The organism is Streptomyces sp. PH10-H1 (assembly GCF_030063355.1).
Taxonomy (GTDB): Bacteria; Actinomycetota; Actinomycetes; order Streptomycetales; family Streptomycetaceae; genus Actinacidiphila.
On the sequence record NZ_JASISZ010000034.1, the window covers coordinates 36624 to 58020 of the forward strand.

The 21397-nt window shown below is 71.8% G+C and carries 19 protein-coding genes; 7 read left to right on the forward strand and 12 right to left on the reverse strand.

The window, feature by feature from the left end:
* Window positions 1-24: 24 nt before the first annotated feature.
* The 4 genes from QMK24_RS20925 to QMK24_RS20940 are packed head-to-tail and all read right to left on the reverse strand — an operon-like array spanning window position 25 to window position 4761.
* Window positions 25-2685, reverse strand: a complete 2661-nt coding sequence (locus QMK24_RS20925) for an FtsX-like permease family protein (RefSeq protein WP_283468014.1) — start codon at window positions 2683-2685, stop codon at window positions 25-27.
* On the reverse strand, window positions 2682-3422 hold the full coding sequence (locus QMK24_RS20930) for an ABC transporter ATP-binding protein (protein ID WP_283468015.1): 741 nt from the start codon (window positions 3420-3422) through the stop codon (window positions 2682-2684). Before QMK24_RS20930 ends, QMK24_RS20925 begins: the two co-directional genes overlap by 4 nt.
* On the reverse strand, window positions 3419-4099 hold the full coding sequence (locus QMK24_RS20935) for an ABC transporter ATP-binding protein (protein ID WP_283468016.1): 681 nt from the start codon (window positions 4097-4099) through the stop codon (window positions 3419-3421). The genes QMK24_RS20930 and QMK24_RS20935 overlap by 4 nt, the downstream gene beginning before the upstream one ends.
* Window positions 4099-4761, reverse strand: a complete 663-nt coding sequence (locus tag QMK24_RS20940; protein ID WP_283468019.1) for a hypothetical protein — start codon at window positions 4759-4761, stop codon at window positions 4099-4101. The genes QMK24_RS20935 and QMK24_RS20940 overlap by 1 nt, the downstream gene beginning before the upstream one ends.
* 148 nt (window positions 4762-4909) lie before the next feature.
* On the opposite strand from QMK24_RS20940, the gene QMK24_RS20945 reads away from it, so the two are divergent.
* Complete coding sequence (locus QMK24_RS20945; protein ID WP_283468020.1) at window positions 4910-6226, forward strand: HAMP domain-containing sensor histidine kinase; 1317 nt, start codon at window positions 4910-4912, stop codon at window positions 6224-6226.
* Between the two features lie 97 nt (window positions 6227-6323).
* On the opposite strand, the gene QMK24_RS20950 is transcribed toward QMK24_RS20945, so the two are convergent.
* Entirely contained in the window at window positions 6324-7160 is an 837-nt protein-coding gene (locus tag QMK24_RS20950) for a ZIP family metal transporter (RefSeq protein WP_283468022.1), read from the reverse strand.
* A 325-nt stretch (window positions 7161-7485) separates the two neighbouring features.
* On the opposite strand from QMK24_RS20950, the gene QMK24_RS20955 reads away from it, so the two are divergent.
* From QMK24_RS20955 to QMK24_RS20970, 4 genes are all read left to right on the forward strand, one after another.
* Entirely contained in the window at window positions 7486-8871 is a 1386-nt protein-coding gene (locus tag QMK24_RS20955) for a glycosyltransferase (RefSeq protein WP_349307911.1), read from the forward strand.
* Complete coding sequence (locus tag QMK24_RS20960) at window positions 8871-9644, forward strand: polysaccharide deacetylase family protein (RefSeq protein WP_283468023.1); 774 nt, start codon at window positions 8871-8873, stop codon at window positions 9642-9644. The genes QMK24_RS20955 and QMK24_RS20960 overlap by 1 nt, the downstream gene beginning before the upstream one ends.
* Before the next feature lie 109 nt (window positions 9645-9753).
* Entirely contained in the window at window positions 9754-10137 is a 384-nt protein-coding gene (locus QMK24_RS20965) for a BlaI/MecI/CopY family transcriptional regulator (protein WP_283468025.1), read from the forward strand.
* Between the two features lie 3 nt (window positions 10138-10140).
* Entirely contained in the window at window positions 10141-11067 is a 927-nt protein-coding gene (locus tag QMK24_RS20970) for a M56 family metallopeptidase (protein WP_283468026.1), read from the forward strand.
* 133 nt (window positions 11068-11200) lie between these two features.
* Here QMK24_RS20970 and QMK24_RS20975 read toward each other — a convergent pair whose 3' ends face one another.
* From QMK24_RS20975 to QMK24_RS21000, 6 genes are all read right to left on the reverse strand, one after another.
* On the reverse strand, window positions 11201-11872 hold the full coding sequence (locus QMK24_RS20975) for a response regulator (RefSeq protein WP_283468027.1): 672 nt from the start codon (window positions 11870-11872) through the stop codon (window positions 11201-11203).
* Window positions 11869-13200: a sensor histidine kinase gene (locus QMK24_RS20980; RefSeq protein ID WP_283468028.1), complete on the reverse strand. Its 1332-nt coding sequence runs from the start codon at window positions 13198-13200 to the stop codon at window positions 11869-11871. Before QMK24_RS20980 ends, QMK24_RS20975 begins: the two co-directional genes overlap by 4 nt.
* A 127-nt stretch (window positions 13201-13327) precedes the next feature.
* On the reverse strand, window positions 13328-14170 hold the full coding sequence (locus tag QMK24_RS20985) for an ABC transporter permease (RefSeq protein WP_283468029.1): 843 nt from the start codon (window positions 14168-14170) through the stop codon (window positions 13328-13330).
* A complete protein-coding gene (locus tag QMK24_RS20990) occupies window positions 14167-15105 on the reverse strand; it encodes an ABC transporter ATP-binding protein (protein ID WP_283468030.1) in 939 nt (312 codons plus the stop codon). Before QMK24_RS20990 ends, QMK24_RS20985 begins: the two co-directional genes overlap by 4 nt.
* Before the next feature lie 193 nt (window positions 15106-15298).
* Window positions 15299-16636, reverse strand: coding sequence for a sensor histidine kinase (locus tag QMK24_RS20995; protein WP_283468031.1), 1338 nt, complete (start codon window positions 16634-16636; stop codon window positions 15299-15301).
* A gap of 14 nt (window positions 16637-16650) precedes the next feature.
* Window positions 16651-17316, reverse strand: coding sequence for a response regulator transcription factor (locus QMK24_RS21000; protein ID WP_283468066.1), 666 nt, complete (start codon window positions 17314-17316; stop codon window positions 16651-16653).
* 97 nt (window positions 17317-17413) lie between these two features.
* Here QMK24_RS21000 and QMK24_RS21005 point away from each other — a divergent pair, with 97 nt between their 5' ends.
* Together QMK24_RS21005 and QMK24_RS21010 are read left to right on the forward strand one after the other, a co-directional pair.
* Window positions 17414-18211: a COG4705 family protein gene (locus tag QMK24_RS21005; RefSeq protein WP_283468032.1), complete on the forward strand. Its 798-nt coding sequence runs from the start codon at window positions 17414-17416 to the stop codon at window positions 18209-18211.
* A 327-nt stretch (window positions 18212-18538) separates the two neighbouring features.
* Window positions 18539-19336: a COG4705 family protein gene (locus QMK24_RS21010; protein WP_283468067.1), complete on the forward strand. Its 798-nt coding sequence runs from the start codon at window positions 18539-18541 to the stop codon at window positions 19334-19336.
* A gap of 70 nt (window positions 19337-19406) precedes the next feature.
* Here the strand turns inward: QMK24_RS21010 and QMK24_RS21015 are convergent, their stop codons facing one another.
* A complete protein-coding gene (locus QMK24_RS21015) occupies window positions 19407-21071 on the reverse strand; it encodes an alkaline phosphatase family protein (RefSeq protein WP_283468033.1) in 1665 nt (554 codons plus the stop codon).
* Window positions 21072-21397: the final 326 nt, after the last annotated feature.

The following is a 21397-nucleotide window of genomic DNA, read 5'->3' on the forward strand; positions in this document are numbered from 1 at the left end:
CCGCCCCGCCCGGCGGACCGGCCGTCACAGTTCCCGCAGCTCTTCGACGGCCGGACGGCTGGAGGTTCGGGCCGCGGCCAGGGCGGCGGCCACCAGGGCGGTGAGCGCGGCCAGGAAGGTCAGTCCCAGATACCCCCACGGCACGGCCACCGCCGCGGGCGGTGGGTCGAAGACACCGGTCAGCACCTTGATGAGCATCTGCGACAGGGCCCAGCCGATGACGGCGCCGCCGAGCACGCCGCCGATGAGCACCGCGGCGGCCTCACTGAGAACCAGACCCCGCAGCTGGCGGCGCGAGGCTCCCAGCACGGTGGCGATGGCGAAGGTGCGGCGCCGTTCCGCCAGGCCCAGCGCGAGCACGATGCCGCCCGCGCCGGCCGCCAACAGGACCGCGAAAGCCAGCTCGATCCTCGTCAGCCCGGTGAGGTCGACAGAGGTGAGGCTGGAACCGACCGCGGACCGGGCCTGGGTGACGTCGGTGACGCTCGCGGAGGTGCCCAGCTGCTGTCGCAGCTTCGCGGCTACGGCCTTCTGGTTCGTGCCGCCGGTGTCGACCAGGAACGCGCCGACCGCGACGTTGCCGGTGGCCTTGGCGATGTAGTCGGCGTTGGCGATGAAGAAGCTGTCACGCGGAGCGGTGGGGAACTCCTTGACGATGCCCGCGTAGTGGAAGGCGACGGTACGGAACTGCCCGGTGCGGCCGTCCTGCAGGCGCAGGTTGAGCAGGTCTCCCGGCGCGAGCTGGAAGTCCTTGACCGTCTCGTCGCTGACCAGAATGGAGTCGGGCCGGGCGGCGAGCCGGTCCATCAGACTCCTGGCGGTGCCGCCGGCGAAATAGGCGTCCTGCAGGGAGGTGGCGGAGGTGATGGTGGCCGGCTGCACCCCGTACAGGTCCTGCAGATCGGAGCCGACATAGGCGAACCGGTGCTGCACCGGCTCGACATGCCGTACGCCGGGGACGGTGGCCAGGGCGCCGGCCGCGCCCGGTCCGGTGTGCGTTCCCGGGGACTGGGTCACGGTCACGTCCGCGCCATTGGTCAGCTGGGCATCCACCTCCGCCTGCTGGCGGTAGGTGGCGTTGAACGTCGCGGTGGAAGCGGCGAAGGACACGGCCAGCGCCAGCAGCACGACCGACCGCGCCAAGGGGCGGTGCTGCCGCGACATGCTCGCGGCGGTCGCCCCGGCCAGCCTGCCCGCCAAGGGCTTGGCCAGCCGCGCCAGCGGCCGCCTGCCATGGACCAGCGCGAGGGATACCAGCCGCCACAGCAGGAGCGAGGAGCCCAGCCAGAGCAGGGCCGGGCCCAGGAACGCCCAATAGGAGACCGAGATGGCGGCGACGCCCTCCGGAGCGAGCACCAGCGCGTAGTTGTTGCCGCTGGACGCGCGGAAGACCAGGAGGGAGACGGCCAGCAGGATGAAGTCCAGCCCCCACCTCCTCCAGAGCGCACCGCGACGCCGCACGACCTCGCTCCGCGCCGCGGCGACGGTGCCGGCCCGCAGATCGCGCAGTGCGGGCAGTAGGACCACCGCCGCGGCGATGCACAGACCGATGACCACGGCCACGGCGGACCAGCCTGCGGCGGAGGCGACGGTGGTGCCGAACGACGCGGTGCCGAAGGCGAGCCACCCGGCCAGCGCGGCGATACCGATCCCGGCCAGTCCGCCGGACAGCCCGACCACACCCGCTTCGACGGCGGCGAGCCGGGCCACCTTGCGGGGCGACAGTCCCCGGGTGCGCAGCAGTGCCTGTTCGCGGCGGCGCCGGTCGGCTCCCGCGCCCGCGAGTGCCGCGGTCAGCAGGGCCGCCAGGACGGCTCCGGGGGCGCCGAGGAACAGGAAGAGGATCTGGGCGTAGAGGGCGTCCTTACGGGCGGCGTCGAGCGACGCGCCGAGGTTGTCGCCCACCACAGCGGCACCGGACAGATGTGCTTCGAGGTTGTGGGCCGCCCCGACGACGGCGGAGAACGCGGCGGCGGGATCGTTCGGCAGCCGCGCGTCGCGTGCGACGTGCACCTGGGTGCTGACCGCGGCCGGGTCCACGGCCTTCACCGGCGCCGTCAGTGTGTCGAACAGCGCGGCAGGCAGCAGCATGACGTTGTCGGGCGGCGCGGCGGGCTGCGACGCGGGCGGGGCGCCGATCTTCTGGAACAGCGAGTCGGCCTGCGGCAGGTCGACGACGCCTGCCACCGTGACGGACGCCGGGCCGGCGCCGGGCCGTTCGATGCGCACGGTGTCGCCCGGAGCCACGTGCAGGTTCGCGGCGGTCTGCTGCGCGAGCAGGACGCCGCCGGCCGCACCGGTCAACTGCCGGATCTCACCGGGGAACGCCGACCGGTAGCCGTTCGGGATGCCGAGCAGGAGCCCGGAGCCGGTGCTCTGCGTCGAGCCCGCGACCGTGGCCTGGAAACCGGTGCTGCGGGCGAAGCCGACCGGCAGCGCCGACCGCACTCCGGCAGCGGTCCGCACCGCTCCCAGGACACGGGCGGGATCGGCTCCGGGCTGGACCTCCACCTGCCAGTCGACCGCGACGGAGCGAACCGCGCGGGCGGTCATCGTCGACTTCGAGGCGGTGAGGAAGGAGCCGAGTGCGGCAATGAGGGCCACCGCCAGCGCGATACCCAGCGCCGTGGCCGACAACCTGCCGCCGCGCCGCCTGAGCAGGCCGCCCAGCCACGTGACGATCATGAGGGGTCTCCCTGGCGTGTGGTGGTCAGCGTGTCCGGACCGGCACTTGCCGGAACGGCCAGTCGGCCGTCGTGCATCGTCCAGCGCGCCGGGAAGCGTTCCCCGACGCTCGGGTCGTGCGTCGAGACGACCAGCGCCGCGCGTATTTCGTCTGCCGCGGCCAGCAGCACATCGACGATGTGCCGTCCGGTGGCGCCGTCCAGCTGACCGGTGGGCTCATCGGCCAGCACCAGCCGCGGCCGCAGCGCCAGCACCCGCGCGATGGCGACCCGCTGGGCCTGCCCGCCCGAGAGTTCCTCGGGCAGTTTTCCGGCCAGGTCGCCCACACCGACCAGGTCGAGGGCGTCTCCCGCCCGCCGCCGGGCCTCGGCCTCGGGCGTGCCGGCCAGGACCATCGGCAGTGCGGCGTTCTCGGTCACGTCCAGGGTGTTGATCAGGCTGGGGCTCTGGAACACGACACCGATGTCCCGTGCGCGGAGCGTGCCCTCGGCTGGGAAGCAGGGCCAGGTCACGGTGCCGCCGGTCGGCTCTTCCAGTCCGGCCATCAGGTGCAGCAGCGTGGACTTGCCCGACCCCGAAGGCCCCATGATCGCGATCCGGTCGTACGCGTGGACCCGGCAGTGGGTGCCGTGCACGGCGACGACCGCGCCCTCCCCCCTGCCGAAGGTCCGCGCGGCGTCCTGGCAGTGCACCAGGACCTCTCCGCCGTCGCGGCCGGCGGAACTCTCGGCGTTCATCGCTCGATCCTTCCGTCGTGCAGGGCCAGGACCCGGTCGGCGACCCGGACGACCTCGGGGCTGTGGGTGACCACCAGGACACCGCAGCCGTCCCGCGACCGCTCCCGCAGCAGGTCCAGGACCCGCTGTTCGGTCTGTCCGTCCAGTTCACCGGTCGGTTCGTCGGCCAGCAGGACATCCGGGTCGTTGGCCAACGCGACGGCCAGCCCCGCGCGGGCGAGTTCACCGCCGGCCAGTTCGTGCGGCAGCGCCCGGGCCCGGCTGCCGAGTCCGACCTGCTCCAGGAGGCGGTCGACGTCCGGGGCCGTGCCCCGGCGGCGGCCCGCGGCCGACTGGGCGAGACGGACGTTGTCGCGGACGCCGAGGTGGGCGATGAGGTTGCCGGTCTGCAGCAGCACACCGATGCGACGGGCCCGCGCCCGGGCCCGTTCGGCTTCCGGCCGGTGGCTGATGCGCTCGCCGCCGATGTGGACGACGCCGCCGGCCGGCTCGTCCAGCCCCGCCAGGCAGGCCAGCAGCGTGGACTTGCCGGAACCGGACGGACCGACGACCGCAACCGTCTCCCCCCGCCCGACCTGCAAGGAGACCCCGCGCAGCGCGAGGGTCTCCTCCTCACCCGAACGGAAGAACCGGTACAGGTCCCGGGCCTGGAGGGCAGGTGCCCCATCGGCACCCATCACTGCCACCGAAAGGAGTCGGTGACGATCCGCCAGGGATCGACATTGTCGGCGTTGACCGGACCGGACACGGTGATGACGACCTCCGTGCCGCCCCGGTGGAAGGCGTACCGCTCGAAGGCATCCCGGACGATCTTGCCGGTCACCGGGTCGGGAGCCGAGTTGCCCTGGTAGGTGAGCAGCACGGCCGCTCCGCCCTGCCGGGAGGTCTGCGAGGCCTTGCCCATCGTGAACGCGGGTACCTGCCGCGACAGTTCCGGTACCACCGATGTCGTCGCGGCCTGCACCGTGGGGGCGGTCGGGGTGGCGCTGCGCGACATCTCCACGCGGTTGAGCTTGTCGGTGAAGACCGTCACACCGCCCGTCTCGGTACGGGCCCAGCCCTCGGGCACCTTGACCGTGAAACCGGCCCCGGCCGGGCTGTACGCGACGTAGGCCTGGTTGTCGGGGATGTCACCGGCGGGATTGGACTCCACCGGGGCCGGCGTCTGGCCGCCTGCGGAGGAGCCGGGGGCGGACGGCCCGGTGGACGGGGAGGAACCGGCCGTCGTGGGACCGGCCGGCGGTGTCTGAGTACCGCCCGAACCGCTGCACCCGGCGACGGCCGCCGCTGCCAGCGCGGCGCCGGTGAAGGTGACGGCGAGAGAGCGTCGCAAGCTCATGGTGGCCTCCGCAGGGGATATGGCGATCACCCTGACGTTATGGAGAGCCTGGTTAAGGCCCGGCGCGATAAGGGTTAGAGGACGGCAAAACGTCGTTGCCGTCACGCCGGGCCCGGTCTGGGCGCTCCCCGGCGCTCATGATGGGGGCATGAGACAGCGTGTGGTCCGGGTGGCCGTGGCCGCCGTCCTGGTGGCCCTCGTCCTGCTCGCCGTGCCTCTGGCAGCAGGGATCCAGCGGTCCTTCTTCGACGACGAGCGCGGCGAACTGGAGCGTATTGCCCTGGCGGCCGCCGTGGGCGTCGGGCCGCAGTTCGCCGTCGGTGACGGCGTCGAACTTCCGGACCAGGAATCAGGCGGCCAGCTCGGCGTGTACGACCTGACGATGCGGCTGCGCGCCGGTACCGGAACGCCGCAGGCGGACGATGTGACGCGGCGCGCGGCGCGCGGAACGGTGGTCCGCGGGCATACCGGCGGGAAACTGGTCGTCGCCGTACCCGTCTCGTCCTCCGAGAAGGTCATCGGCGTGGTCCGGGCGACGGCGACGACATCGGAGGTATGGAAGCGCGTGCTGCTGGCCTGGCTGGGGCTGCTGGGCGCCGTCCTGCTCGCCCTGGGCGCCGCGATCGCGGTCGCCCGCCACCAGGCACGCGCGCTGAGCACTCCGCTGGAGGCCCTGTCCGCCACCGCTCAGGCCGTTGCCGACGGCGATCTCACCGCGCGCGCCGAACACTGCGGCATCGCCGAGATCGATCAACTGGTCACCACGCAGAACACGATGGTCGAACGGCTGACCAGACTCCTACAACACGAACGGCACTTCAGCGCCAACGCCTCCCATCAACTGCGGACACCACTGGCAGGCCTGCAGCTCGGGCTCGAGGCCGCCCTGAACGCACCGCGGGAACCGGGGAGCAGCCTGCGGCCGGCGCTCGAAGAAGCTCTGGAGGCGTCGCGTCATCTCCAGCGGACCATTGACGAGGTACTGCGGCTGGCCCGGGCCGACTCCGGAGGTCCGGTCTCCACACCCGACGAGACCGCCGCCGACCTTCTGGAGCGGGCGGCACGCCGCTGGCACGGCGCGTTCGCCGATGCCGGACGCCGCCTGGACATCGATGTGCGGCCCGAGGCACGCTCCCTTCGCCTCCCGGGGCGCGCCACCGACCAGATCCTCGACGTACTGCTCGACAACGCGCTGCGGCACGGCCGGGGCACCGCGACGGTGACGGTGCGCGAAGCCACGGGAGCGATCGCGGTGGACGTGACCGACGAAGGTGCCCTGCGCATCGCCCCGCAGACCGCCTTCGAGCGCGGCGCCACCACCGGGTCCGGCAACGGCATCGGGCTCTCCTTCGCGCGCGAGCTGGCCGAGGCGGCCGGGGGCCGCCTCACCGCCAGCGGCACCGACCCGACGGCCTTCACCCTGCTGCTCCCGGACACCGACCGGACACCGAACGGTGAACGGTGAACGCCGGTCGCGCGGTTGCGCAGCGGGGGTGAGTCGCCGTGCCGGTCACCGACCGGTTGTCGCGGCCGACGAGAACACCGTCCGTCACCCCACGGGGTCACACGCCGGCGGCGGTGACCACGGCGTCGGTGGCGAAGCCCAGGAGCAGGCCGAGCAGGATGCACCAGGTGGTGAGTTCCTTGGTCGCCGCGCTGCGCCGGGCCACGGCGAGCAGTTCGATGACCACGTAGAGGATGGATCCGGCGGCCAGGCCGAGGAAGGCGATGGACAGGGTGTCGTTGACCAGGTGCTGTCCGAGCAGGGCCCCGAGGAAGGTCGGCCCTCCACCGATGAGTCCGAGCCACAGCAACGTCGCCCACGAGGGCCGCTCGCCCTCCGCGGCGAGCGGGGCGACGATGCCGAAGCCCTCGGTGGCGTTGTGCAGGCCGAAGCCGATGACGAGAAGCACGGCAAGCGAGATCTCGCCCTGCGCCGCGGAGTTGCCGATCGCCAGGCCCTCCGCGAAGTTGTGGAGTCCGATGCCGGTGGCGATCATCAGCGCGAGCTCGCCCGCCTGGGAGCGGGTGGCGGGGGCGAGTTCGGCGGATGCCGCGGCGCCGGGGCCGTACGGTCCACCGGACCTGGCCCGGGCGCGCCGCGCCGCGGTCCAGCGGTCGTAGTGCACCAGGCCGGCGAGGCCGGCCGCCAGTCCCGCCGCCAGCACGGCACCGTCGCGGAGGGCGGCCATCCAGTGCTTGTCGGTCAGGGCCGCGTCGGTGGGTTCCCAGGCGTGCGTGAGGATGTCCCAGACCAGGAAGATCAGGATTCCGATCGCCACCGCGTTCAGCGCCGCTCGCAGCCGGGGTGCCGCGTTGCGCAGCCGCCCGATCGGCAGGCCGAGGAAGATGGTGAACCCTGCGATGGCACCGAGCAGGGTGATCTGGGAACCGGACATGCACACTCCACGGACCGGGTGCCGGCTCCAGGCCGACTCGACGAATTATTAGGCAAGGCTCGGCTAACCGTAGAGGGTGATTCGCTGATCGTCTACACCGATGTAGTCAGCGCCACATGCCACTTCGCATTCCGGCCACCCTCCGTACCCCAGGAGTGGTGGCCGAATTTCTACATCGTGTAGTAGGTTCGGGCGACGACCCGGGTGGGGGCGTGCCGCGGCCTCGCGCCGAGCGGCGCGGTCCTTCGCGTGCCCGGCGTCCCAGCTGTCAGCGAGGGCGGAACACCTCCCGTCGCGCACGCGCCAGCAAGGAGACCGATCGCCTGTGTCCTACCGCGACGACCCAGCCGCCGTGCGTGAGTTCCCGCCTCCCGGTGCCCGGCCGCACCCGCCCGCCGCCCGGCGGATCGTGATCATATCCGCGAGCATGGGTGCCGGACACGACGGCGCCGCCGCCGAGTTGGAGCGCCGCCTGCTGTCCTGCGGATTCCAGGTGGACCGGCACGATTTCCTCGACCTGATACCGGCCCGGCTGGGCACGCTGCTGTCCAGCGGCTATCACCGGTTGCTGACCTGGGCCCCGACGGGCTACCAGCGGATCTACACCCGCACCGAGGAGACCCGGCGCCCCGGCCCGGCCGTTCGCGCCCTGCTGCGCAGCGCCGAACGGGGCACCCTGCGGGCGGTCACCGCGGACACCGTCGCGGTGGTGTCGACCTATCCGGGTGCGAGTCAGGTTCTGGGCGCCTTGCGGCGGCGTGGCACGGTGAGTGTGCCGGCGATCACCTATCTCACTGACTTTTCTGTGCACGCGCTGTGGGTCGCGCCGGGCATCGACCTGCATCTGGCCGCCCATCCGATACCCGCCGGCCAGGCGCGGGCGCAAGGCGCCGCCGGGGTGGTGGAGTGCGGCCCGGTGGTCGATCCCCTGTTCGCGCCCGCGACCACCGCCGGACGCCGCGCGGCGCGGCACCGGTTCGGTCTGCCCGAACAAGCGCCGCTGGCCTTGCTGGTCGCGGGCTCGTGGGGGATGGGGTCGATCGAGCGGGCGGCCGCCGAGATCCGGGACAGCGGCGTCGCGGTGCCGGTGGTGGTCTGCGGCCGCAACGGGGCGCTGGCCGACCGGCTGCGGGCGCAGGGCATCGAGCACGTCCACGGATGGGTGCGGGACATGCCGGGCCTGATGCGCGCCTGCGACGTCCTGGTGCAGAACGCGGGAGGCCTGACGTGCCTGGAGGCGTTCGCCAGCGGCCTTCCCGTCGCGAGTTACCGCTGCATCCCCGGTCACGGACAGACCAATGCCGCCGCACTGCACGAAGCCGGACTCGCCACCTGGATACGGGAACCGGCCGCACTGGCCCTCCGGCTCGCCGAGCTGCTCGACGGTCCGCTCGGCGGTCAACAGCGCGCCCGGGGAATGGTCTTGTTCGGCCCGGACCGTGATCCGGTCCTGGCCGTCGCCGCCGCGGCGGGCCACCGCACCGGCGCCGCCGCGACAGTGCGGCACCCACCCGGGCGGCCACCCGGGCAGTCAACCGAGCGCCCATCCGGGCGGCCGGTGCGGCGGACGGGCCGGCTGCGGGTGTCGGTGATAGCCACCGTGGTCGCCACCACGGTGATGCTGGGCATCGGCGCCCCGCTCGCCGAGGCGTACGGCGATTCCCCGGCCCGCTTCGGCGCATTCGCCCACTTCTTCGAAGGAAACCGTTGATGCCCCTCGAACGGCCCGCCCGCACCCTGCTGCGCAGCGGCACCGCGGCGCTGTCGGTGATCGCCACCGTCCACGCCGCGCCGGCGCTCTCCACCTTCGGACCGCTGCGCAACCGGTTCATGCCGCGCCTGTCGGGACAAGGCCGCCGTGACCATGTCGCGCTCACCTTCGACGACGGCCCCGATCACCTGTCCACACCGCACTTCCTGCGCCTGCTGCACACCCGGGATCTGCGCGCGACGTTCTTCCTGCTCGGCTCCATGGCGGTGCGCTCGCCGGGCCTGGTACGGGAGATGTCGGCCGCCGGCCACGAAATCGCCCTCCACGGCTGGGCCCACCGCCCGCTGCTGCTGCGCGGACCGCGCGCCACGTTCGACGACCTGGCCCGCGGCCGCGACGCCCTCGCGGAGATCACCGGCTTCCGGCCCCGGCTGTTCCGGCCGCCCTACGGCATCATGACCGCCGGCACACTGCTGGCCTGCCGCCGGCTCGGGCTCACTCCGGTCCTGTGGAGCACCTGGGGCCGGGACTGGCGAGCGCGTGCGACACCGCGCACCGTCCATGACACCGTCGTCGGCGACCTGCACGGTGGCGGGACGATCCTGCTGCACGATTCCGACTGCACATCCGCGACCGGGGCCTGGCGCAACACCCTGGGCGCGCTGCCCCCGATCCTGAACAACTGCCAGGAACGCGGCCTGGCCGTCGGCCCGCTGCGCGAGCACGGGCACCTGCCGGGCCCACCGGACTCCCCCGCCCTCTACACGCCGTAGTAACTTGGGGTGTGGACCAGCCAGTGCCGCGCAGCGGGCGGCAGAACCGGCGGGCCCGGACGGCGGCCTCGGAGCGGCCCGATGACGTGGCCAGGCAGGAGTACGGAACATGGGCGAGCATGAGGGTCCGAGTGCGGGACGGCGGGCACCGGGCGAGTTGGAGAGCGAAGTCCTGGCGGCCTTGTGGGCGGCCGGCGAGCCGGTCGGCGCGGGCGTGGTCCGCGAGCAGGTGGCGGGCGACCCCGCGTACACGACCGTACTGACGATCCTGTCCCGGCTGCACGACAAAAGGCTGGTGACCCGTGAACGCGCGGGGCGCGGCTACCTCTACTCCCCGGTGCGCGACGAGGCCGGGCACACGGCTGCGGGGATGCGCGAGCTGCTGGAGCACGGCGGGGACCGGGCGGCGGTGCTCGCCCGGTTCGTCTCCGAACTGCCGCCCGAGGACGAGAAGCTGCTGGAGCAGCTGTTGCGCGGACACACGGAAGGCTAGGACGTGTGGATCAACCTGTACCTGCCCCTGGTCGCCAGCGGGGTCTTCGCGCTGGCCGCGCCCTGGACGGGTCAGAGACTGCCGCCTCGCATCGCCGCGTGGCTGCTGACCTCGGCCGCCCTGGTCGCGGTGTGCGCCTGGTTGGCCGTCCTGGGGATGCTGGGCTTCACCCTGGTCGGGCAGATCCCACAAGTGGCCGCCGAAGGGCGGTGGTCCGCGCGCATGCTCGCCGCCGACGCACCGGTCGACCGGCCCGTGGCCGCCGCCTGTTCCCTCGTCCTGCTCGCGTGCGCGGTGGCGCTGACGGTGTCGGCCTGGCGGCAGACGCGCGTTCTGCTCAGCGCCTGGCGCGAATGCCGGGGCCTGCCCGCGGCCGGCGACCTGGTCGTGATCGACGATCCCGCGCCCACGGCGTTCGCGCTGCCCGGAGTACCGGGAAGAGTCGTGATCTCCTCGGGAATGCTGCGGGCCCTGAGCGTCGATGAACGGCGGGCCCTGCTGGCGCACGAACGGGCGCACCTGCGCCACCGTCACCATATCTTCCTGTTCCTGCTGCAACTGTCCGCGGCCGGCAATCCGCTGCTGCGGCCGGTCGCCCGGGCCGGCGCGTTCGCCCTGGAACGCTGGGCCGATGAACAAGCCGGCGCCGAAGTCGCCGACCGTCAGCTCATTGCCCGGGCCGTCGCCCGAGCGGCCCTCGCCGCCCGGCGGTCCCCGACGACGATGCTCGCGGCCACCGGGGGCCCGGTGCCCCAGCGCGTCACTGCACTGCTCAGCCCGCCGGCGCCGCTGCGCCGGGCGCTGCTCGTGGGATTCGGCGCGCTGATGGTGGTGTGCTGCGCCAGCCTGGGCGTCGCCGCGCAGGGGATGGACCAGTTGTTCGACGCCGCCACGCCCAGCACCGCCCTCATAGATGTCTGCGACCACTGACCACTGACGGATGCCCCGGTGGACCGCGGGCATGCCCGGGCGGGGTCGTCGCACGGGTGGACGGGTCCGACGGGTCCGACGGGTCCGACGGGTCCGACGGCGGAACGTGGTCGGCCGGCGCCGCTCGCGCCGGTCAGCGACCCGGCCAGGCCAGGCCGAGGTCATAGGCCAGGATCACGGCCTGGATCCGGTCGCGGGCGCCGATCTTCGCCAGCACCCGTCCGACGTGGGTCTTGACCGTCGATTCGGCGAGCACCAGCCGTTCGGCGATCTCGCGGTTGGTCCAGCCCTGGCCGAGAGCGACCAGAATCTCGAGTTCGCGTTCGGTCAAGGCGCTCAGCCGGGGGTCGTCGGCGGGCTCCTGGCCCACGGGGCGGCGGGGCAGATGATGCGCGTAGGCGTCCAGCAGCCGCCGGGTCACGGCGGGGGCGATGACCGCATCGCCGCCGGCGACGGCGCGGATGCCGGCGAGCAGTTCCTCGGGGTGGGCGTCCTTGAGCAGGAAGCCACTGGCTCCGGCGCGCAGCGCGGCGTGGGCGTACTCATCCAAGTCGAAGGTGGTGAGCACCAGTACGCGGGAACGGCCCCCGCAGGCGATGATGCGCCGGGTGGCCTCGATGCCGTCCATCCCGGGCATGCGCACGTCCATCAGCACCACGTCGGGCCGCAGCTGCGTGGCCTGGCGGACCGCTTCGGCCCCGTGGGATGCCTCGCCGAGGACTTCGGTGTCCGGGGTGCTCTCCAGCAGCATGCGAAAGCCGAGGCGCTGCAACGGCTGGTCGTCGACAATCAGCACCGTCGTCATGATCCGCCGCCCTGGCGCGACGGCGCGGGGACCGGAAGCGGGCCGGGGTCCAGGACGCTCTCCACGGTCCATCCCCCACCCGGACGCGGGCCGGCCGCGACCGTTCCGCCGTACAGGGCGGCGCGCTCGGACATCCCCGATATCCCGTGCCCTTCCTGGCTCGTCCGCTGAGTGCCGGTGCGGCGGGCGCCGCTGCCCAACGGATACCGCGGACCGTTCGGGGGGCCGGTATCCTCCACGCGGATGCGGATCTTGCCGCCCTCGGAGGCCACGGTGAGCTGGGCCTGCGTGTCGGTGCCCGCGTGCTTGAGGATATTGGTCAAGGACTCCTGCACGATGCGATAGACCGCCAGCTGCACCCCCGGCTCCACGGCCTCCAGGTCCCCCACCGTGCGGTAGACGACCTCGGGCCCTGCGGAGCGGACCCGGTCGCACAGCGCGTCCAGGTCCCCGATGCCCGGCTGCGGGCTCAGTTCCAGGGTCGGCCGCTGCGGTGCGGCCCCCGGATCCTCGCGCAGCATCCCCAGCATCCTGCGCAGTTCGCCGAGCGCCTGGCGGCTGGTGCCCGAGATGAGCTGCAGCGCTTCCTTGCTCCGCCCGGGCGCGAGGTCCGCCGCGTAGGCGCCGCCGTCCGCGAGGCTGATGATGACGGACAGGTTGTGCCCGATGATGTCGTGCATCTCGCGGGCCACCCGGGCGCGCTCAGCGGCGGTGGCCAGCTTGCTCTGCTGATCGCGTTCGGTCTCCAGCCGGGCGGCACGGTCGCGCAGCGCGGCCAGGTAGGCCTGGCCGATCCGTACCGCCAGGCCCAGGGCGGCGGCCGCCGTCGCGGCACTGCCCAGGAAGAACAGGGCGACCAGCGGGGACACCACGGTGGACACGCGCAGGGCCACCAGCACCAGCGCGACGACGGTGATTCCGCACGCCCAGGGCAGATGGCGCAGCCTGCCGCGCCGGGCCATCCCGTACAGGGCGATGAACAGGGCGATGTCGATGTGCAGCCACACGTCGAGGATCCACTGCAGGAAGAACACCGCCGTGACGGCCGCGAACACCGCGCTGGGCGCCGTGCGCCGCCAGAGCAGCGGCAGCGTCAGCCCCAACTGCAGCGCCAGGACCCAGCCCCAGGACAGACCAGCCACCTGCAGGGCCTCGTGGCGATCGCCCAGGCGCAGCAGGTCGGGGAGACCGAAGACCAGCAGGACCACGACCACCAGCGAGGTGTTCACCAGCCACGGCCGGTTCTGGTCCTCACGAAGCAGCCGCCGGCCGCCGCGCATCAGGCGGGCGACCACGGGGTGGCCCCACAGTGGGTCCTCGTTCGTCATCCGCGTCACCCCTCCATCGTCCGCCACGACCTGCCCGGTGCCACCCCGGGGTGGACCGGAGGTGCCACCGGTCAGGTCGCCCCCGCGCACCAGCGCGGGATGGCGTGCTCGTTCAGGCGACGCTGCTTCAGGCGTCGCTGCGCGTCAGCCGGTAGGCGGCGCCGGCCAGCGCCAGCACGGTCCAGCCGAGGAACACCGCCAGGCCGGCCCCGGCACTGAGTTCCGGGGCAGTGTGGTGCAGAGCGAACATCGACTCGCCGGCGTGGCTCGGCAGGTACGGGCTGATGTTGTCGCGCCAGGAACTGGGCAGCAGCGAGATCAGTCCGGGGATCAGCATCAGCGTCGCGACGAGCACGGAGATGCCTCCGGCGACCGAGCGCAGGATCGCGCCCAGGGCGACGCCGATCACGCCGACCAGGCCGAGGAAGAGCCCGGCTCCCAGGAGACTGCGCACCACACCGGTGTCGGACAGCGACAGCGCCGCAGGCGTGCCGGAGATGACGAGGCTGCCGAACAGGAAGGCGGCGAAGGCGCCGACACTGCCCACGACCAGGGCGACCACCCCGTACACGGCGGCCTTGGACCACAGCACCGGCAGCCGGCGCGGGACGGCCGCGAGCGTGGAGCGGATCATCCCGGTGGAGTACTCACCCGCGATGACCAGGACGCCCAGGACCCCCAGGGCCAGCTGGGCGAAGTTCGTCCCGAACAGCGAAATGCTGACCGCCGTGGCGCTGGCGAAGTCCCGGTCCATGTGCTTGCCGGGCCCGATGCCCGACTTGTAGTGGGCCGAGGCGATCAGGCCGAAAGCGACCATGAACAGCAGCGCCAGGCCCAGGGTGATCCAGGTGGAGCGCAGGGTCCAGAGCTTGGCCCACTCCGAGCGCAGCACCCTGCGCCCCGTCACCCGATAGACCGGACGTTCGACCTGCGCCGGGGCAGCCGGCTCTACCTGCGTGATTGCACTCATGCCGCACTCCCGGTGATGTCGCTGACGGTCACGGAGCCGTGGTACTCGACGGCGTCCCGGGTCAGGTCCATGAACGCCTCCTCCAAGGAGACGGTCTTGGCGGTGAGCTCGTACAGCGCGATGCCGTGCTCGGCCGCCTTCGTGCCGATGACGCGCGGCGTCAGGCCGGTGACCTGCAGCTCATCCGAGCCGGCCCGGCCGACGATGTCGACACCGGGCCCGGCCAGGGCCTCCCGCAGACGCGCGGGATCGGCGCTGGCCACCTTCACGGTGTCCCCGCCGGCCTGGCGGACCAGGTCGTGGACGGTGGTGTCGGCCAGCAGCCTGCCCCGTCCGACGATGATGAGGTGGTCGGCGATGAGCGCCATCTCACTCATCAGGTGGGAGGAGACGAAGACGGTCCGTCCCTCACCGGCCAGTCCGAGGAGCAGATTACGGATCCACAGGACACCCTCGGGATCCAGTCCATTGACCGGCTCGTCGAGCATGACCGTCGCCGGGTCACCGAGCAGTGCGGCCGCGATGCCCAGCCGCTGTCCCATGCCCAGGGAGAACGCTCCGGCACGATTCTTCGCCACCGTCTGGAGACCGGTCATCTCGATGACCTCCTCCACCCTGCGGCGCGAGATCCCATGGGTATAGGCCTGAGCCATCAGATGGTTGAAGGCCGAGCGGCCGGGGTGTATCGACTTGGCCTCCAGCAGCGCGCCGACCTCCTGCAGCGGGGCGGTGTGCTGGGCATAGCGCCGGCCGTTGACGGCAACGGCACCGCTGGTGGGGGCGTCCAGGCCGACGATCATGCGCATGGTCGTGGACTTTCCCGCACCGTTGGGGCCGAGGAAGCCGGTGACGGTGCCGGGCTTGACCGTGAAGTCCAGCCGGTCGACCGCCGCCTTGCCCCCGTATCGCTTGGTCAGCTGATGCGCCTCGATCATCGGTTCTTCCCTCAGGTCCGGCCGCCGGATCGCCCGGCGTGCGTCACCCTCCACGCTAGGAGCAGGGAGGGCGCCGGCGGTGGCACCCGGGGAGTGATCTCCGAGTGGAGGTGGTACCGCGGTACTACACGGCGCGAGCGGCGGTTCCCCTACAACGCGGGCAGCGCCGTCCGATGGCATCGCCGCGAACGCCTCAACCGGCGGGCAGCGCCACGACGAACCTCGCGCCGTCGTCGGAGGCCACCAGAGTGATGTCGCCGCCGGCCGCGCGCGCCAGGCGCAGTGCCAGCGGAAGGCCGAGACCGGCGCCGTCGTGGCCGTCGTCCGGATCAGCGCGGCGGCCGGCTTCGAACACCGCGGCTCCGACCGCGGCGGGCACCCCGCGGCCGTCGTCGGTCACGGCCACCAGCACACCGCCGGGCCGGGGGGAGTACTCCACGGTGATCCGGTGCACCGCGTATCGGCGGGCGTTGTCGACCAGCGGTGTGAGGATCCGTTCCAGCAGCACGGCGGAGACACCCGCGGTCGTCCCCTCCGCGCCGACGACCGCGACGGGCGGCGCCTGGGGGTGCTCCTCGACGCTGCGCCGGGCCAGTGCGCCGGCCACCTCGCCCACGACGCAGCGCCCCGGCACCCGGTCGGCGTCGGTACGGGCCTCGGAGAGCAGCGTCTCGCAGATCCGCTGCATCTGGGTCGCGCTGGCGGCGATGGCCTCGTGCGAGACGCGCCGCTCCGCGCGGTCCCGGGGACGGGCGGTCAGCCAGTCGGTCTCGGCGGTGATCCTGGCCAAAGGGGTGCGCAGCTCGTGGGAGAGCTCGGCGGTGAGCTGTTGCTCATGGCGCAGCACCGCGGCCTGCCGGTCCAGGAGCCCGTCGAGGTTGCCGGCGAGCAGCTCCAGTTCGGCGGGGCGGTCATCGGCGCCGAACCGGTGGGCGGTGCCGTGCTCGCTCCACTCCGAGGCCTGGGCACTCATGGCCCCCACCGGGCGCAGCGCCCGGCCCACGACGGTGCGGGACACCAGGTAGACGCCGCCCAGGAGCAGCAGGCCGAGTCCGATCGAACCGGTGAGCGCCCACTGGGCGGTTATGCGGTAGGCGTCCAGAGCCACCGAGGCGACGACGGTGCCCACCTGATGGCGCCCTGCCATGACCGGGAGCGCGTACAGGCGGGAGAGCTGCGGTTCTGAGACGTCCGCGAAGGTCTTCCCGCGCCCGGCCAGGGCGTCCGCCCGCGCCTGGAAGGCACTGGCAGCCTTGGGGCGCTCGATGGCCCGGGTGCCCTGATAGATCCACATGCCGCTGTCCAGTGCCCCGTCGTCCGTCGGCTCGCGCACCACGATCTGCCCGCCCGGCTGGACCTCCACGGTCGCGGCGACCGCCATCGCGCGGGTGCGCAGCAGGTCGTCGGCCTGCTGGCGCAGCCGGGCGTCCAGGGACATGTTGAAGGCGAGGGTGAGTACGGCGACCCAGATCGCGGTGGTGGCCAGCGCGAGCAGGGCGAGCCGGCCGCGCAGAGTGGCAGGGGCTCTCATGCGCCTCATGCGCCTCATGCGAAGCGGTACCCGACGCCCCGCACTGTCAGAATGCCCCGCGCACTGCCCGCCTCGCGCAGCTTGCGCCGGAGCCGCACCAGGTACTGGTCGAGGGTGTTGTCGCTGACCTGGGCGCCCTCGGGCCAGGCCGCCCGCAGCAGGCTCTGCCGGCGCACCGCGGCGCCGGGGGCGGACATCAAGCAGGCCAGCAGCCGGAACTCCGTCGGCGTCAGCGACACCGGCTCACCGCCGGCGGTCTCGACCACGTGCGCGACCGGGTCCAGTCGCAGTCCGTCGACCTCCACGCCCGGTTCGCGCCCGCCCCGGCGCAGCGCGGCACGGACGCGGGCGGCGAGTTCTGACAGGTGGAAGGGCTTGGCGAGGTAGTCGTCACCGCCGGCGGAGAAGCCGGACAATCGGTCGGCCAACCCGTCGTGGGCGGTGAGGAAGAGCACCGGCACCTGCACACCGGCCGCGCGCATGGCGTGGCAGACATCACGCCCGTCGGAATCGGGCAGGCCGATGTCCAGCACCACCGCGTCGACCCGGTCGTCGACGACGCGCAGCGCCCCGGCCCCGTCGGCGGCGGTGAGCACCTCGAAGTGTTCCTCGCGCAGGCCCCGGGCGAGCACGTCGCGCAGTCCGTGGTCGTCCTCGACGACCAGCACACGGTGAGCGATCATGCGCCTCAGTATCACTCGGCCGCGGCCCGGCTCCTGACCGAGGGCTGTGACGTGCTCAGGTTGTGTTCAGGTCCGATATGCGAGCCTCGCCCGCATGACGACCACCATCGATCACTCCGGAACCACACCCGCCGTCCGACGGATGCTGAACAAAGTGCCGGAGGTCACGGTCTATTTCTGGATCATCAAGATCCTGTGCACGACGGTCGGAGAGACCGCTGCGGACTACCTCAACACCAACCTGAACATGGGCCTGACCAACACGACCTATGTGATGGGGACCCTGCTGGTCATCACTCTCGCGGTGCAGTTCACCGTAAAGAAGTACGTGCCGACGGTCTACTGGCTCGCCGTCGTGCTGATCAGCGTCGTCGGAACGCTCGTCACCGACAACCTGACCGACAACTTCGGCGTCCCGCTGACGACCGCCGCCGCCGCGTTCGGCATCGCGCTCGCTGCGACCTTCGCCGTCTGGTACGCCAGTGAGAAGACGTTGTCCATCCACTCCATCCACACCCGTCGGCGCGAGGCGTTCTACTGGCTGGCCATTCTCTTCACCTTCGCTCTCGGCACCGCGGCCGGTGACCTGGTGGCGGAACGGATGGCCCTGGGCTACTGGGTGTCCGCGCTCGCGTTCGCCGCGGTGATCGCCGCGGTCGCCCTCGCGCACTTCCGCCTCGGCCTGAACGCGGTACTCGCCTTCTGGATCGCCTACATCGTGACCCGCCCGCTGGGCGCGTCCCTCGGCGACTACTTGTCGCAGACCCCCGACGACGGCGGCCTGGGGCTCGGCACGGTCGGCACCAGCGCGATCTTCCTCGTCACGATCCTGGCCCTGGTCGTCTACTTGAGCGTGACGCGCAAGGACCAGGACGCCGCCCTGGCCTCCTGACCCCGGGTGCCGCCTGGTACGACAGGGGTACGACAGGGCAGTGAGGGCGGAGCGCCAACAAGGGTTCATGGGCCCGGGTTTGACGCCGTCGGGGACGTGGTGACCCGGCGGCGGAGACGGCCGTCGAAGCATGATCCGACGGTCGTCTACAGTTATGTAGACATTCAGGGGGGCCGGGTGCGGTTCCGTCCCGGTCGGTGGGGCATGCCCCACCGGAGTACGGCACATCCAGCCCTCCCCCAACGGAATCGCGCCGCGCCAGGTTTCTCGTAGCCGACCTGTGAGCGCGAAGGGAACGAGGTTCAAGCAGTGGCATCCGTCTCCGCCCTGACGACAGGTCATCCCCACCCGACCGGCCCCGCGAGCACCGCACGGCTGGCGGCGAGCAAGGTGCCAGAGGTAACGGTCTGCTTCTGGATCACCAAGGTCTTGACGACCGGTATGGGTGAGACGGCATCGGACTACCTGGCCCATCGTCTCGGCCCCATACCCGCCGTCGGCCTGGCCGGGATCGTCCTTGCGGCGACGCTGGCGCTGCAGTTCTGGGTCCGCCGGTACTCGCCTTGGGTGTACTGGACGGCGATGGCGATGGTCAGCGTGTTCGGCACCATGGCCGCCGACGTACTGCACGTTGGACTGAACGTCCCCTATGTCGTGTCCACCCCGCTGTTCGCGGTCGTACTCGCCGTCATTTTCGCCGTCTGGTACGCGACCGAACGCACCCTGTCCATCCACGGGATCCACACCCGTCGCAGGGAAGCGTTCTACTGGGCCACCGTGCTGGCCACCTTCGCCCTCGGCACCGCCGCAGGGGATCTGAGCGCCAGCACCCTGGGGCTCGGATACTTCGGCTCAGGGGTCGTTTTCGCCGCGGTGATCACTGTCCCGGCCCTCGCCCACTGGAAGCTGGGCCTGAACGCCGTCGCGGCGTTCTGGTTCGCCTACATCGTCACCAGGCCCCTCGGCGCCTGCTTCGCGGACTGGGTGGGCGTCTCCCACGCCCGCGGCGGCCTCGACCTCGGCACCGGACCGGTCAGCCTGGTGCTGGCCCTTGCCATCGTCGGCATGGTCGGCTATCTGTCCGTCGCCCACAAGGCCGGCGCGGACCGGCTCCCCGAAGCCTGAGCCCGCCGCCGTCCGGGGAGGCCCAGGCACTTCGGCCTCCCCGGACGGCGGTCCGGTCACCGACGGTCCGTCAGTGGCCGGGCAGTACCTGGGTGTGCTCCTCGCGGACGGCCTGAAGGGACTGCGGATTGAGGCCGAGCAGGCTCAGGATGGTCGGCGCGATCTGCTTGGTCTGCACGTTCGTGCGGTCACGCACACCACTGGGGGTCCCCGCGCCGGAGACCACCAGCGGAACGTTCAGGTCATCGGCGTGGGCGCCACCGTGCTCGGCGACCTTCTTGGTGCCGCCGGTGTACACGACCCCGTACTGAGCCACACCGAGGATGTCCGGGACGCGGGAGTCGCCGGGCTTGACGCCGAAGTAGCGCGCCGCCGCCTGACCGGCGAACACCTTGCTCAGGCCGCCGTGCGTGAAGCCCTTGCGCCCGCCGTTGATGTCGGTACCGGTCCCGCTCTGCGCCATCAGGTACTTCTGGGCGAACTCGGTGGTGGCCCGGGAGCGGTCGTTCAGCCAGAGCAGCATGGCGTCGTCGTCCACGGAGTGGGCCACCAGGTCACCTGCCGCCGGATGGAGCTTCTTCCACGCGGCGTTGAGACCGTCCAGCAGCGGGCCGTCGTTGACCCGGGTCAGTTCGGCGGGGTCGGTGGGCGACTGGCCGTGCTTGGCGGAAAGGATGATCGTGGTGCTGCCGGCCAGGTGCTCCCGGCGGATCTCGTCCGACAGCGCACCGATCTGGTGGTCGACGAAGTCCAGGTTCTTCGCCAGCAGCGGTCCGGGAACGTTCTTGGCCGCGTAACCACCCTTGAGACCGTCCGAGACGGTCAGCTTCTGTGCGGTGGAGACCGACTGGAGGTTCAGGCCGAAGATCGCCGGAACGCCGACCTTATGGGTACGGCTGTGGTCGTAGCCGTCGATCTCGTTCACTACGGCCCGGACCTTGTAACTGTCGTACTGCTCGGTGGCCTTGTTGTCGTTGGTCCAGTCGTTCCCGGCCGGGTAGCCGAGTGCGGCACTGTTGATCTCCGGTGTGAACAGGTCCTGGATGCCGGTGCCGGACGGGCCGCTGAGGATCTCGTAGGCGGCGTGCTTGTCGGACCACGCGGTCCGCAGACCCGCCCGGTGAGCCACCTCGAACGCCGTGTTCACCTGAAGGTAGGAGTGCGGATAGACCGGTCGGCAGGTCTTGGGGTCGACCGGCAGCTTCGCGGGGTCGAGCAGGGCAACCGGCCGGCCGGTCATCGACAGGATGCTCGCCGGCAGGCCGGTGAGGCCCTGGCCCGCATCGAGGGAGGCCTTGTCCTTGTCGAGGTCCTCGGTGAGGTCGACCTCGACACCGGGCTTGACACCCTTGCAGTGGGTGGTGCCGGCCGGGAGGAGCGCCGCGTCGTAGGTGTCGTCGTAGTAGATGCCGGTGGTGCCGGGGCCGCCGCCGGTCACCTGGGCGACCATGCCGGGGAAGGAGTCCGACGGCGACACGGTCTTGGCGTGGGTGTACTCCACGCCATCGCCGACGAGTCGGGCCAGCGCCGACTGCGGGTGCTGGGCGACATACCAGGCCAGGTCCGACTGGTGCAGACCGTCGACCGAAACCAGCAGAACGTGCTTGGCGGCTGCGCGGTGCCGCGCACCACCCGAGTCCGCGCTCGTGGAGGAGTACGCCTGGGCGAGACTCCCGCCGGCAAGGACTCCAGTAGCGCTGAGAACGGCGGCAATCCGAACGGACCTGCGTGTCACAACATGCTCCTCGGGACTCACGGGGCAGACATCCAAGTACTCGCGTCATGAATAACGCAGCCCCGTGTACTGCCGGCGGCTCCCAGGCGAACGCCACCCGAACCCCGATCCGTGGCCGTGGAGACCGGCCTCACGCACCAGGACGCTAGGGTCTGCTCTGGAAGCAGCCGGAAAGCCCTGTCTGCACCCGCATCGTTGGACCGGAGCGAAGGAGCAGATGGGTGCCCGAGACAGGACCGTCCCCTGTGGCCATCGCCCAGGACCGCCCTCGTTGGTCCACGGTCCGGGCGGAGCGCACGGTCCTGGGAATCGTCCACAACATCACG